The sequence below is a fragment of the Nonomuraea sp. NPDC048826 genome (assembly GCF_043198225.1).
Lineage (GTDB): Bacteria > Actinomycetota > Actinomycetes > Streptosporangiales > Streptosporangiaceae > Nonomuraea.
On the sequence record NZ_JBICUQ010000001.1, the window covers coordinates 1055625 to 1069217 of the forward strand.

General features: G+C 69.8%; 11 protein-coding genes. 7 read left to right on the plus strand and 4 right to left on the minus strand.

Annotation, left to right across the window (positions count from 1 at the left end; all coding sequences use genetic code 11):
- Positions 1-47 precede the first annotated feature (47 nt).
- The 7 genes from glgX to ACGFI7_RS05225 all read left to right on the plus strand — a co-directional run bounded on the left by glgX (position 48) and on the right by ACGFI7_RS05225 (position 10285).
- Positions 48-2141: a glycogen debranching protein GlgX gene (gene glgX / locus ACGFI7_RS05195; RefSeq protein WP_393399297.1), complete on the plus strand. Its 2094-nt coding sequence runs from the start codon at positions 48-50 to the stop codon at positions 2139-2141.
- Complete coding sequence (gene treY, locus ACGFI7_RS05200) at positions 2134-4290, plus strand: malto-oligosyltrehalose synthase (protein ID WP_393399299.1); 2157 nt, start codon at positions 2134-2136, stop codon at positions 4288-4290. Before glgX ends, treY begins: the two co-directional genes overlap by 8 nt.
- Position 4291: 1 nt before the next feature.
- Positions 4292-5992: a malto-oligosyltrehalose trehalohydrolase gene (gene treZ, locus ACGFI7_RS05205; protein ID WP_393399301.1), complete on the plus strand. Its 1701-nt coding sequence runs from the start codon at positions 4292-4294 to the stop codon at positions 5990-5992.
- Positions 5993-6158: 166 nt separating this feature from the next.
- On the plus strand, positions 6159-7055 hold the full coding sequence (locus tag ACGFI7_RS05210; protein WP_393399303.1) for a hypothetical protein: 897 nt from the start codon (positions 6159-6161) through the stop codon (positions 7053-7055).
- A gap of 554 nt (positions 7056-7609) precedes the next feature.
- Positions 7610-8086 carry a hypothetical protein gene (locus tag ACGFI7_RS05215; protein WP_393399305.1) on the plus strand — a complete coding sequence of 159 codons (477 nt, stop codon included), beginning with the start codon at positions 7610-7612 and terminating at the stop codon, positions 8084-8086.
- 508 nt (positions 8087-8594) lie between these two features.
- Positions 8595-9533, plus strand: a complete 939-nt coding sequence (locus ACGFI7_RS05220) for a hypothetical protein (RefSeq protein WP_393399308.1) — start codon at positions 8595-8597, stop codon at positions 9531-9533.
- A gap of 305 nt (positions 9534-9838) precedes the next feature.
- Positions 9839-10285 carry a hypothetical protein gene (locus tag ACGFI7_RS05225; RefSeq protein WP_393399310.1) on the plus strand — a complete coding sequence of 149 codons (447 nt, stop codon included), beginning with the start codon at positions 9839-9841 and terminating at the stop codon, positions 10283-10285.
- 52 nt (positions 10286-10337) lie between these two features.
- Here ACGFI7_RS05225 and ACGFI7_RS05230 read toward each other — a convergent pair whose 3' ends face one another.
- The 4 genes from ACGFI7_RS05230 to ACGFI7_RS05245 all read right to left on the minus strand — a co-directional run bounded on the left by ACGFI7_RS05230 (position 10338) and on the right by ACGFI7_RS05245 (position 13520).
- Complete coding sequence (locus ACGFI7_RS05230) at positions 10338-11939, minus strand: FAD-dependent monooxygenase (RefSeq protein WP_393399312.1); 1602 nt, start codon at positions 11937-11939, stop codon at positions 10338-10340.
- Positions 11940-12021: 82 nt separating this feature from the next.
- Complete coding sequence (locus ACGFI7_RS05235) at positions 12022-12312, minus strand: MTH1187 family thiamine-binding protein (protein ID WP_393399315.1); 291 nt, start codon at positions 12310-12312, stop codon at positions 12022-12024.
- A gap of 191 nt (positions 12313-12503) precedes the next feature.
- On the minus strand, positions 12504-12833 hold the full coding sequence (locus tag ACGFI7_RS05240; RefSeq protein ID WP_393399317.1) for a hypothetical protein: 330 nt from the start codon (positions 12831-12833) through the stop codon (positions 12504-12506).
- A 9-nt stretch (positions 12834-12842) separates the two neighbouring features.
- Positions 12843-13520, minus strand: coding sequence for a uracil-DNA glycosylase (locus ACGFI7_RS05245; RefSeq protein WP_393399319.1), 678 nt, complete (start codon positions 13518-13520; stop codon positions 12843-12845).
- Between the last annotated feature and the right edge of the window lie 73 nt (positions 13521-13593).

Genomic DNA, 13593 nt, shown 5'->3' on the forward strand with positions numbered 1-13593 from the left:
GGTAGGCGGGGGAAACAGAATATGGGAGGGACCGGGAGGAAGCCTCGATGATCGACATTTGGCCGGGAGATCCCTACCCGCTCGGGGCGACCTACGACGGCGCCGGGACCAACTTCTCGCTCTACACCGAGGTGGCCGATGCCGTCGAGCTCTGTCTGTTCGACGAGGACAACCATGAAGAGAGGGTGAGCCTCACCGAGGTCGACGGCTTCATCTGGCACGCCTACCTGCCGGGCATCGGCCCCGGTCAGCGCTACGGCTACCGGGTGCACGGGCCCTACGACCCGGCGCAGGGGCTGCGCTGCAATCCGAACAAGCTGTTGCTCGACCCGTACGCGATGGCCATCGAGGGCGAGGTGACCTGGCACGAGGCGGCGTACGGCTACCGGTTCGGGCAGCCCGACACCCGCAACGACCTCGACTCCGCCCCGTACGTGCCGCGTTCGATCGTCGTCAACCCGTTCTTCGGCTGGGGGCACGACCGGCCGCCGGCGACCCCGTACCACGACACCGTGATCTACGAGGCGCACGTGCGCGGGCTGACGATCAGCCATCCGAAGATCCCCGCGCGGATCCGGGGCACCTACGCCGCGCTCGGCCATCCGGTGATCACCGACCATCTGACCAAGCTCGGTGTGACGGCGCTGGAGCTGATGCCGGTGCACCAGTTCGTCACCGATCACGTCCTGGAAGAGCGCGGGCTGTCCAACTACTGGGGCTACAACTCGGTCGGCTTCTTCGCCCCGCACAACCGCTATTCCAGCACCGGGCAGCGCGGGCAGCAGGTGCTGGAGTTCAAGGCCATGGTGAAGGCGCTGCACGAGGCCAACATCGAGGTCATCCTCGACGTGGTCTACAACCACACGGCCGAGGGCAACCATCTGGGGCCGACGCTGGGGTTCCGGGGCATCGACAACCCTGACTACTACCGGCTGGTCGACAACGACAAGCGCTACTACATGGACACCACGGGCACCGGCAACAGCCTGCTCATGCGGTCGCCGCACGTGCTTCAGATGATCATGGATTCACTCCGCTACTGGGTCATCGAGATGCACGTCGACGGGTTCCGCTTCGACCTGGCCTCGACGCTGGCCAGGGAGCTGCACGAGGTCGACCGGCTGAGCGCGTTCTTCGACCTGGTGCAGCAGGACCCGGTGCTGTCGCAGGTCAAGCTGATCGCCGAGCCGTGGGACGTCGGGCCGGGCGGCTACCAGGTGGGCAACTTCCCGTCCCGGTGGACCGAGTGGAACGGCCGCTACCGCGACACCATCCGCGACCTGTGGCGGGGGCAGCCGGCCACGATGCCGGAGTTCGCCTCCCGCTTCACCGGGTCGAGCGATCTCTACCAGGCCGACAGCCGCCGGCCCGCGGCCTCGATCAACTTCGTCACCTGCCACGACGGCTTCACCCTCCAGGACCTCGTCTCGTACGACCACAAGCACAACGAGGCCAACAAGGAGGGCAACCGCGACGGCACCGACGACAACCGGTCCTGGAACTGCGGCGCGGAGGGCCCGGCCGGCTGGGCCATCGAGTCGCTGCGCGAGCAGCAGAAACGCAACTTCCTCACGACGTTGTTCCTGTCGCAGGGCGTGCCGATGCTGTCCCACGGCGACGAGCTGGGCCGGACCCAGAAGGGCAACAACAACGGCTACTGCCAGGACAACGAGCTGACCTGGGTCGACTGGTCGGACATAAGGGAGAACTGGCTGCTGCTGGAGTTCACCCAGAGCCTGGCGGCGCTGCGCAAGAAGCACCCGGTGTTCCGGCGCAGGCGTTTCTTCTACGGCAAGCCGGTACGGGGTCTCAGTGACATCGCCTGGCTCACCCCGTCGGGCGAGGAGATGACCGACAGCGACTGGAACGTCGGCTACGCCAAGTCGCTGGCCGTCTTCCTCAACGGCGACGCCATCACCGAGCCCGACCGGCGGGGCAGGCCGATCAGGGACGATTCGTTCCTGCTGCTGTTCAACGCGCACCACGACACGATCCGCTTCACGATCCCCAAGGATTACGGCGAGATGTGGCATACCGAGATAGACACCGCGATGCCGATCAAACTGGATGTGCGCATGTGCCGGGCGGGGGAGGGCGTGGCCGTGCCCGGACGCAGCGTGCGGGTGCTGCGCCGTGTCTAGGCCCGTCTCGACCTACCGGCTGCAGCTGACTCCCGACTTCGGGTTCGCGCAGGTGGCGGAGATCGCCGGCTACCTGCGCGACCTCGGCGTCAGCCACGTCTACCTGTCGCCGATCCTCCAGGCCACGCCCGGCTCCCTGCACGGCTACGACGTGATCGACCACTCCCGGATCCGCGAGGAGTTCGGCGGCGCCAAGGGCTTCCGCGAGATGGCCGAGCAACTCGCCGCGCACGACCTCGGGGTCGTGCTCGACCTCGTGCCCAACCACATGAACACCCGGAACGCCGCGTTCTGGTCGGTGCTCAAGGACGGGCCGGAGTCCCCGTACGCGCGCTGGTTCGACATCGAGTGGGAGGACGGCAAGGTCGCGCTGCCCGAGCTCGGCGACGACACCGAGCCGGTCGTCGACGGCGACGTGCTGCGCTACCACGAGCACGAGTTCCCCCACCCCGGCCACTACCGGCTGGTCGACTGGCGTCAGGGGCCCGGCTACCGGCGCTTCTTCGACGTGTCCAGCCTGATCGGGCTGCGGGTCGAGGACCCCGAGGTGTTCTTCGCCACCCACGAGGTGATCTTCTGGCTGCTCGACGAGGGGCTGGCCGACGGCCTCCGCGTCGACCACCCCGACGGCCTGGCCGACCCGCGCGGCTATCTCGACCGGCTGCGCGCCAGGTCCGGCGGCATCTGGACGATCGTGGAGAAGATCCTCATCGGCGAGGAGCGCCTGCCCGCCGACTGGGCGTGCGACGGCACCACCGGCTACGAGACGCTCAACCGGGTCACCGGCCTGTTCGTCGACCCGGAAGGAGAACGGCCGCTGGTCGAGCTGTTCACCCGGCTGACCGGCGAGCCCGCCGACTACCGGCAGGTCATGACCCTGGCCAAGCGGGAGGTCATCGACCTGTTCTTCGGCGCGGAGGTGAACCGGCTGGCCCGCGCCGCCTCCTGCGACCCCGCCGCGGTCGCCGAGCTGCTCGCCGCCATGCCGGTCTACCGCGCGTACGTGGTGCCCGGCGAGCCGCCGCCGCCGCTGTCGGTCGAGATCGTCGAGGGGGCGGCCGCGACCTGCTCCACCCCCGTCGGCCCGCTCGTCGACCAGGTCCTGCACGGGCCGGCCGAGGTGATCACCCGGTTCCAGCAGACCTGCGGCCCGGTCATGGCCAAGGGCGTCGAGGACACCGCGCTCTACCGGTGGTTCCCGCTGTCCAGCCTGAACGAGGTCGGCTGGGAGCCCGATCACTTCGGCGTCCCGGTCGAGGAGTTCCACGCCTACTGCGCGTCGATGCCGCCGCACACCATGACCACGCTGTCCACCCACGACACCAAGCGCTCCGAGGACGTGCGGGCCCGGCTCTCGGTGCTGTCGGAGCTGCCCGAGGAGTGGGAGAAGGCGGTGTCCGAGTGGTCGGCGCGGGTGTCGTTCGACCGCCGGCTCGACTATCTCGCCTGGCAGAACCTCATGGCCGCGTGGCCGATCTCCGCCGACCGGTTCACCGACTACCTGCTGAAGGCGGCCCGCGAGGCCAAGACGGCCATCTCGTGGGTACGCCCCGATCCCGACTACGAGCGGGGCCTGCGCGCGTTCGCCGAGGCGGCCGTGCGGCTGCCGATCGGCGCGTTCACCGAGCGGATCGACCGCTACGCGACGGCCAACTCGCTCGGGGCCAAGCTCGTCCAGCTCATGATGCCCGGCGTGCCCGACGTCTACCAGGGCAACGAGACCACCGACTTCTCCCTGGTCGACCCCGACAACCGGCGTCCTGTCAGCTATCCGCGCGCCGCCGCCTCCGCCTGGGACGCCGCCAAGCTCCGGGTCACCACCCAGGCGCTGCGGCTGCGGCGCCGCCTCGACCCCGCCGCACCGTACACGCCGCTGCGCGCCGACGGCGAGGCGGCGGAGCACGTGATCGCCTTCGCCCGTGGCGCCGCCGACCCCGCCGGAGCCGGCGTGGGCGCGCGGGCCGTCGCCGTCGCCACCCGCCTGCCCGTCCGCCTGGAGCGGCGCGGCGGCTGGGGCGGCACCACGCTGTCGCTGCCGCCGGGCACCTGGCGCGACCTGCTCGGCGGCGGCGTGCACACCGGGCGCATCCCCCTGGCCCACCTGCTCGGTTCCCTTCCCGTCGCACTGCTGGAGCGAAATGATCTTTGACGTGTGGGCACCCAACGCCACGGCCGTCGAGGTCGAGGTCCTCTCCGGGCGGCGCGCGCTGACCGCGCGACCCGGCGGCTGGTGGTCGCTCGACGTGCCGGACGCCGGTCACGGCACTCGATACGCGTACGTGCTCGACGGAGACGGCCCCTACCCCGACCCGCGCTCCCGCCGGCAGCCCGAAGGCGTCTTCGGGCCGAGCGCCGTGTACGAGCACGATCGCTACACCTGGTCCGACCACGACTGGAAGGGCCGCGACCTGCGCGGCGGCGTCATCTACGAGCTGCACATCGGCACCTTCACCCCCGAGGGCACTTTCGAGGCCGCGGCGGGAAGGCTGGACCACCTCGTCGAGCTGTGCGTCGACTTCGTGGAGATCATGCCGGTCGCGCCGGTGCCCGGCGTCCGCAACTGGGGCTACGACGGGGTCGACCTGTACGCGGTGAACGAGACGTACGGCGGGCCCGACGGGCTCAAGACCTTCGTCGACGCCTGCCACCGGGCCGGCATCGGCGTCATCCTGGACGTGGTCTACAACCACCTCGGTCCCTCGGGCAACTTCCTGCACCCGTTCGGCCCGTACTTCGGCGGGTTCGAGGGGAGCTACTGGGGCGAGGCGGTCAACCTGGACGGGCCGGGCTCGGACGTGGTGCGCCGCTACTTCATCGAGAACGCGCTGCAGTGGCTGCGCGACTACCACGTCGACGGGCTGCGCCTGGACGCCGTGCACGCGCTGCACGACAAACGCGCCACCCACCTGCTGGCCGAGCTGGCCGAGGAGGTGGACGCCCTGTCGTGCGCCGTCGGTCGGCCGCTGTCGTTGATCGCCGAGTCCGACCTGAACGACCCGCGCATGGTGCGCTCCCTGGACGCGGGCGGCCTGGGCATGACCGCCCAGTGGAACGACGACGTCCACCACGCCCTGCACACCGCGGTGAGCGGCGAGAGCCACGGCTACTACGCCGACTTCGCCGGCCTGTCCGCCCTGGCCAAGGTGCTCACCCACGGGGTCATGCACGACGGCGGCCACTCCAGCTTCCGGCAGCGCGCGCACGGCCGCCCCTACATCGGCGTCCCCGGTCACCGGCTCGTCGCCTGCCTGCAGAACCACGACCAGATCGGCAACCGGCCGATGGGCGACCGGCTGCCGATGGCCGCGCTCAAGCTCGGCGCCGGGCTGCTGCTGACCTCGCCGTTCACGCCGATGCTGTTCATGGGGGAGGAGTGGGGGGCGGGGACGCCGTTCCTGTTCTTCTCCGACCACGTGGAGCCTCACCTGCGCGAGAGCGAGGGAGGGCGCAGGGAGAAGGAGTTCGAAGGCTTCGGCTACACGTGGGAGGCGCCGGACCCGTCGGCGGAGGAGACGTTCCTGAGCTGCAAGCTCGACTGGCAGGAGCTGAAGGACGAGGGGCACTGGTCGCTGCTGTGCTGGTACCGCGACCTGATCGCGCTCCGCAAGGCGCTCCCTGAGCTGACGGACCCGCGCCTGGACCGGGTCCGGGTGGAGGCCGACCGCGGCGGGGAGTGGCTGGTCATGTGGCGGGGCGGGGTGTGCGTGAGCGTGAACTTCGGCACGGACACGGTGGTGGTGCCGGTGGCGCGGGGGAGGGTGCTGCTGGCGTCGGACGACCCGGTGACGGGCGACGCGGAGGAGACCCGGCTCCCGGGCCAGTCCCTGGTCATCCACCGCCCGGCGGGCTGACGTCTTACGGCGCAGTCGTACGAGGGGGTGGCCGTTCCGCCAGATGGTTCACGCAGTCGTCCACAGGGACAGGACCACCGGACTCGTCATCCCCAGAACCGGATTCGCCCCAGCGGGCCCGACCCGTTCTTGCCGATCCTGAGGGTCCCGACCACCGGAGGCCCTCATGAAGATCGTCCTACCGCTGCCCGTCACCCTCACCTCCCTCTTCATCGTCACGCTCACCGGCGAGTTCGACACGCCTTGGCACCTGGCAGGCCCTCACCGGAAGGCCGCCATGGCCGCGCTCGGCACACCCCGCCTACGGCTCACCTACCACCCCACCCCGTGGAGACCCACCGCCGTCACGCTCACTTACGAAGAGCGCCGCCTGATGCGCCGCTCCAGACAGCATCTCGCCGTCTCCTCGACCGCCCCGCCCCACGCCTCTCCCGGTTCCGTCCAGGCATCCAGAGCCGTCGCCCGCGCTCTCGCCCACACGCACAGAGGTCTCCTGATCGACCCGCTGACCCACGCCGCCCTGCCCGCCCACGATCCGGAGCCCGCCGCCTTCGACCTGACCGACGGCTGGCTCGGCTGGGACATCCAGGTCCACGACGACGCCACCTGCCCGCCGTGCAACCCCGCCGACACCGCCGCCTGCGACGGCCTCACGATCACCTCCCGGGGCCTGCGCCGCTTCGCCCTCCCGGAGATCACCCTCGACGGCGCGGCCTGCGCCCACACCCTGTGCGCCACCAACCTCCTGCGTACGGTCGCCACGCACCTGGTCACCGGCCACCTCGCGTTCGCCGTCGCCCACCCCGAGGCCCGCCGCCGCGCCATCGACGACCACCTCCCCCTCCCACCCGGCCCCCTGGGCGTCCGCCTCACCCCCTGCGAGCCCGCCTCCACCCCCGGCCGCGGCAGCATCAGACGCCTGCGAGTCGGCCCCGCCACCGGCACCGGCCCCGCCGCCTGCCTGAAGGTCGGTCCCCCCTCAGGCTTCACCGGCTCACTCAACGACTGGCTCTGCGCCACCCAATCCCCGGCCCGCGCCACCCTCACCTCCATCGCCGCCTAGTACGCCGGCCGCACTCGTCGATCTTCAGGGATGTCGTCGCTGGTAGCGGCTTCGGCGGGACATAGGCGTGCCTGGGCACGCCTGGGACGACCCAGGACAACCTGGGCATGCCTGGGTAGGCCCCGAGCGAAGAAGGAACGGCCACCGCGGTGATCATTCAGGTGCGAGGGATCTGAAGATCATGCGGTGGCCGCGTTGGCCAGAGCAGAACACCGGTCAGCCCATCGCGACCTCCGCGAACGAAATCCGCCGCCTGTTCGCCCTGCTGACCCGTCCATCCCTCAACGAAGGCCACACCCTGCACTGGTCACACTGGCGACGACGCCACCAAACCCACGCCCGTCAAGCCACTACCAGCGACGACAACTCAAAGATCGATAAGTGCGGCTGGACTATTAGGCCGCCCGTCAAGGCACGGGCGTTCGCCAGTCCGTCGCTGTTGTTGTCATTGTCATCTCGGTGTCCCATTCCCGGAGTTGCACTGATACAGTTCCCGCTCGCTGAGAAGCATCATCGAAGCAGTATTGAAGCCGGTGTTTGGCAAAGTGCGGTGCATGGCGGTGAGGGGACGCATCGGGCTCAGGATGTGTACCTTCCCCGCTGCATGTATCGGCGACCGGAAGGGCACGATGAGGTATCTGAAGAGCTTGGCGGCGCTGGCCCTGGCAGCGTTCGCCGTAATGTCTCTGGCCGCTCCCGCGAACGCTCAGCCGGCGAGGGACTTGGGCTTCAGCTACATTTACAACAAGCCCGAGAATGCCATCGGGATCGGGGTGATCTATAAGTGGGAGGGAAGCCCTAACTATCACGCCATCCTACCGGCCGGCAAACGCACGGATTCATATCTCGGCTGGCAGGTTGCCCAGGGCTTCTACATCGGTCCTGGATACTGCGCCGACCCCTACTACTATGCAAATGGCAGATGGCACTGGTATGGCGTGACAGTAAGCAACGGGAAATTCCGCCTGGCCACCGATATCCCCGGTGAAAGCTGGGCGCGAAACGAGGTCCGGGACCTGCGCCGCTGCTGAGTCCGACGCGGATCGGTTCGTTCGAAGGCATGGTGATGGCCTCCCCCGCTGCACCGGGGAGGCCATCGGTGCAGCGGGACTCACCAGAGCCACCCGTTCCCGGTTCATTGGCGAATGTGCCGGTCGGGCGACCGGGAGAGCAACCATTGGCTTGGGCGAGCAGTCGCGGCACTGGCGCGAGCGACGCCGGGTGTCGCTGCCGGGGCTCGCCGCACAGGCAACGCACTCCTCGAAGAACTGATCCCTACGATCCTGCGGACGGTCCGCGGACGCATCAGGCGCGGAGTGACCAGGCAGGCCGTTCCAGGGGCTGAACGCTCCGTCGAGATGGCGACCGCGTTCTGCTGCCCGAGGCATGTGCAGGGGAGGCGGTGACCGTGGTCCGCGCTGAAGGGGAGGTGGTGGAAGAGGTCTGCGTCCGAGGGGTCTGGAAGGGGAGGCGGTGACGTGGTCCGCTTCCGAGGGGCTGGGAAAGGAACGACGGGGGCCGGTCGTTCGTAGGACTTATGTGGACCCCTTCGAAGACCTTGATCACAGGCTGAGAGAGACACGCGAGCGCGTCCGCTGGTTCGACCATCTGGCGGCGCAGCGCACCACGCTGGGACGACAGATCCGCGAGGTCAGCGACCTCGTGACAGAGCTGGAGCGGCAACTGGACAAGGAACGGCGCGACGTCGAGCGCCTGGAGGGCGGGCTGGGCGGGTTCCTGGCCAAGCTCGCCGGATCCAGGGAGGAACGCCTCAGCAAGGAGCGCGCCGAGGCGGCCGTCGCAGGAGAGCGCCTCGACGGCCAGCGGGCGCGGCTGGAGAATCTCACCGCCGACCTCGCCAAGACGGAACGGGACCTCGCCGCCATGGCCGGCGCCCATGACGACTACCAGCGGTTGCTGTCGGAGAAGGAACAGTTGCTCGTCGAGCGGGGCGACCAGCGGGGGCGGCGGCTGATGGAGTTGTCCGGCCTGCTGGCCGACACGCGGGCTGACCTGCGCGAGCACGAGGAAGCCGTGCACGCGGGCAAGGAGGCCGCGCAGTGGGTCCGCCATGTCCTGGCCCTGCTCGAGAACGCCCGTGGCGCCTCGACCTGGGACATGCTGGGCGGCGGCGCGTTCGCCGACGCCGTCGAACGGCACCACCTCGTCAGCGCCGACCAGGCCACCTGGCAAGCTCAGCAGGCGTTGGACACGCTCTCCAGGGAACTGGCGGATCTCGGCTGGGTCGTGGCCCCGAGGATGCCCGAGGTGGACACCCGCTGGTTCGCCGACGTCTTCTTCGACAACATCCTCACCGACGCGCTCAAGCACCAGCGCATCAACCGGACCCGCACCGCCGTGGCCGAGATGTCCGGGTGGATCGACGACACACTCGGTACCCTGGCCAAGGCCCAGACCGACCTGACCCAGCGACTCGCCACCCTCACGGAAGAACGCGAACACCTCATCGCCACCTGACCAGCCACCATGTCGTCGGAATGTCGTACGAGTGGGGCGTCGTGCGGCCCAGTAGAGGCCGGTGACTCGTATGTGCGGTGATCGCAGGGCCAAGGGGCGGCCAGGCCTCGTACGGGTGGGTTCTCGTGTGGGCGGATCGTCGTACGAGGGGTTGTCGAGTGAACGGCGAACGCAGGGCCGACGCGCAGCCGGGGGCATCGGACCGGGTGAGTTGTCGTACGAGCGGGTGATCGTACGAGCGGGTGATCGTACGGTCGGGGGGCGGCGGGTTGTCGCGACTGGATGGGCCGGGAGGCCTGGCAAGAATGCGGCGATGGTTGGCAGGCGAGGCGCTGTCAGGGGTCCTGCCCGCGTTGTCATGCTGGTCGCAAACATCCGTCGATTGGGGAAATCTGATGAAACGAGGTCTTGCGGCCGTAGTGACCGTTCTGGCGCTTGGTGGTGGGTTCACGCTGGCGACGGCCGGCGTGGCCGCTGCTGACGAGGGCACGCGGGTCACGGTGGAGGAAGGCACGCGGGTCACCGGCGTTGGGCAGGAAGGCACGCGGGTCACGGGTACGCGGGTCACTAGCACACGGGTCACCGGCACGCGGGTCACTGGTACCGATGAGGAAGGCACCCGAGTGACCGGTACTGGGGAGGAGGGCACGCGGGTCACCGGTGCCGAGGAGGAAGGCACCCGAGTGACCGGTACCGATGAGGAAGGCACGCGGGTCACAGGCACGCGGGTCACCGGGGACCGAGACATGTAACAGGGGTTCGACCAGCGGGGGCGGCGAAGGTCGACAAAGGCCGCGGGGCAAGTCAGCGGCTGAGGATGCGGCGGAGGGCCGATTCCAGGGTCGCGGTCGGGTCGGTGGCGGGGCCGGGGGCACGCCAGGCCACGTAACCGTCCGGACGGACCAGGACCGCGCCGCCCACGCTCACCCCGTACCGCGCCCGCCACTCGCCCTTGACGTCCACGAGCTCGTCGTCGATCACGATCCGCGACAGCCCGACCCCGAGGCGCCGGGAGACCAGCCGTCCCGCGACCGACCAGGCGTGCCCACCGTCCTGGTCGGCCAGGAGCACGAACCCGGCGCCGAACAGGTCGACCGTGGACACCTGCCGGCCCTCCCAGTCCAGCGGCACGTGCGGGGCACGGCTGCCGGGACGGCCGGTGGGGTGGCGGGGGTCCTCCAGCAGGGTGCCGTCGTCCGCCGGGTCCTCGATGACTGCCGTGGAGTGGTAGCGGGCGCCGAGAATGGCGCCTTGCGGGTCGTCGAGGGGTTCGGGGTAGCCGATGCGGGCGGCCGGCGGCATCCGCAGGCCCAGGTTGGCGAGCTGGGCGTTCGCGGTCATGACTCCGATCGGGCGGCGTTCGGCGTCGTAGGTGTCGAGGAAGTCCGGCCCCGCCTGGCCGGTGATCACCAGCCAGAGCCGCCAGGCGAGGTCGGCTCCGTCCTGCAGGGCGAGGCTGCCCCCTTGACCGCCGGTGGGCGGCATGGTGTGGGCGGCGTCGCCCGCCAGGAACACCCTGCCCTCGCGGTAGCGCTCGGCGAGCACGTGCGCCATGGGGAAGCTGGTCCGGTCGAGCACCTCCACCGCGAGGTCCGGCCGGCCGGTGGCGACACGGACCAGCTCGACGCAGCGTTCGGGGGTGAAGTCGGCCTCGCTCTGGCCCGCCTCGGTGTCGTAGTTGACCGCGAGGACGTGGGCGCCGACTCCGGTGCCGGTCAGGATCAGGCCGGTCATCTCGTCGTTCCGCAGGTACCAGAGCGTCACCTCGCGCTCCCGTACGAGCCCGGACAGGTCGGCGTCGAACATGATCGAGCACGTCCGCCCGAGCTCGCCCTTGCCGGTCACGGGGATGCCGAGGCTGCGGCGCAGCGGGCTGCGGTAGCCGTCGGCGGCCACGACGTAGTCGGCGCGTACCGTGATCGGCATGCCGTCGGCGCGGAGGGTGGCGGTGACGCCGTCGTTGTCCTGGTGCAGGGCGACCAGCTCGGTGGAGAACAGCAGGTCGGCGCCGAGCTCCTCGGCCCGCGCCCGCAGGATGCGTTCCACCTCGGCCTGCGGGGCGCCCACGGTCGCGGCGGGGGTGGCGTCGGCCACGAAGGCGAACTCCTCCCGCTCGTCCGCGACGATCATCCGCGGGTCGGGGTCCTGCAGGGACGAGGCGATCGCGATGCGCATGGTGTCGCCGATGCCCGCCCAGATGTCGGTCAGTTCCTGTTCGACGCCCTCCACGGGGCGGAGCAGCTCGACGGCCCGGTGGTTCACGCCGAACGCCTTGGGCTGGACGGACGTGCCGGACCGCCGCTCGACGAGCATGACCGGGATGTCGCGCCAGGCCAGGAGCATGGCGGCGCTCAGCCCGGCGTAGCCGCCCCCGACGATCAGGACCGGGACACGGTGGTACGACATGACGACCTCCCCAGAGACAAGTAATATCGCGTCCGCCACGATATGTCGCGTCTTGGGGTCGGTCAAGACATATCTCGAATTGTCAGCCCAGGTGCTGTTCCAGCGACTCGATCTTGCTGGTCATGCCGTCCGTCACGCCGGGGCGCAGGTCGGCCTTGAGAACGAGACCGACCCGCGGGGCGACCTCCGCCACCGCGTCCACGGCCCGCTTGACCACGTCCATCACCTCGTCCCACTCACCCTCGATCGTGGTGAACATGGCGTCGGTGCGGTTCGGCAGCCCGCTCTCGCGCACCACCTTGACGGCGCGGGCGACGGGCTCGGCGACTCCCTCGCCGACGCCGAGCGGGGTGATGGAGAATGCGACGATCACGGCGTGTCCTCCTGAGGCTCCTGGCGCGGCACAGACGGCGGCGCCGACCTGGTACGGGAGAGCCTCGATCTTAGCGAGCACCCGCCTGCCGATCCCGGCCGGCTCCATCCGAGCGGGCCGGGAGAGCGTACGTGACCTTTGCCTGATCCGGCCGAGCGGGCCGGGAAAGCGCACGTGGCCTGGCCGCACGGTCACATGTGGAGGTGCTCGTCCTCCGCTTCCTCTTCGTCCTCGGCCGGGCCGTCGGACGGCTCGACGCCGAGCATCGCCTCGCGCGGCTCGATCTCGTCGATGTGGTCGACGAGCTGCAGCACGTGCTCGGGCTCGATCAGCCACTGCAGGGCGGAGGCGCCGGTCTCGTCGGACTTGACCAGCTCGGCCTGCTCGGTGCGCTCTTCGTCGGTGAGCTCGGCCTCAGGGTGGCGGATCTCCGCCAGGGCCGCCGCCTGCAGGGCGTCCACGTCGAGCACTTCGACCGTCAGCTCGACCGTGAGTCGTAGGAACTTCTGTGCGTCACTCATGCGACGAGCCTAGGGCAGCTTCCACTCCACGGGGGCCGCGCCTTGCTGGACGAGCAGCTCATTCGCCCGGCTGAACGGCCGGGAGCCGAAGAACCCGCTGCGCGCCGACAGCGGCGAGGGGTGGGCCGACTCGACGCGCGGCACCGAGCCGAGCATCGGCGCGAGGTTGCGCGCGTCGCGCCCCCACAGGATGGCGACCATCGGCTTGCCGCGCCCGACGAGGGCGCGGATGGCCTGCTCGGTGACCTCTTCCCAGCCCTTGCCGCGGTGCGAGGCGGGCTTGCCCGGCATCACGGTCAGCACCCTGTTGAGCAGCAGCACGCCCTGGTCGGCCCAGGGGGTGAGGTCGCCGTTGGCCGGCCGGGGCAGGCCGAGGTCGGACTCCATCTCCTTGTAGATGTTGACCAGGCTGCCGGGCAGCGGCCGCACGTCGGGGGCGACGGAGAACGACAGTCCGACGGGGTGACCCGGCGTCGGGTAGGGGTCCTGCCCCACGATCAGCACCCTGACGTCGTCGAAGGGCTGGTTGAAGGCGCGCAGCACGTTGGCTCCCGAGGGGAGGTACTGCCTGCCTTCGGCGATCTCCTTGCGGAGGAACTCGCCCATGTGGGCGATGCGCTCGGCCACGGGCTCCAACGCGCGGGCCCATCCGGCTTCGACGATTTCGTTCAGTGGACGTCCGGCCATGGGCGTTGAGCTTAGCCAGGTCCGGCCGCCGATGCGTACGGAAACCGGAGAAATGATCACGAAGGGCGGGCGC

Coding starts and splice junctions, on each gene's coding strand:
- glgX (WP_393399297.1), top strand. CDS start 48: ATGATCGACATTTGGCCGGGAGATCCCTACCCGCTCGGGGCGACCTAC.
- ACGFI7_RS05245 (WP_393399319.1), bottom strand. CDS start 13,520: ATGGCCGGACGTCCACTGAACGAAATCGTCGAAGCCGGATGGGCCCGC.
- ACGFI7_RS05215 (WP_393399305.1), top strand. CDS start 7,610: ATGGCGGTGAGGGGACGCATCGGGCTCAGGATGTGTACCTTCCCCGCT.
- ACGFI7_RS05230 (WP_393399312.1), bottom strand. CDS start 11,939: ATGTCGTACCACCGTGTCCCGGTCCTGATCGTCGGGGGCGGCTACGCC.
- ACGFI7_RS05225 (WP_393399310.1), top strand. CDS start 9,839: ATGCGGCGATGGTTGGCAGGCGAGGCGCTGTCAGGGGTCCTGCCCGCG.
- ACGFI7_RS05240 (WP_393399317.1), bottom strand. CDS start 12,833: ATGAGTGACGCACAGAAGTTCCTACGACTCACGGTCGAGCTGACGGTC.
- ACGFI7_RS05210 (WP_393399303.1), top strand. CDS start 6,159: ATGAAGATCGTCCTACCGCTGCCCGTCACCCTCACCTCCCTCTTCATC.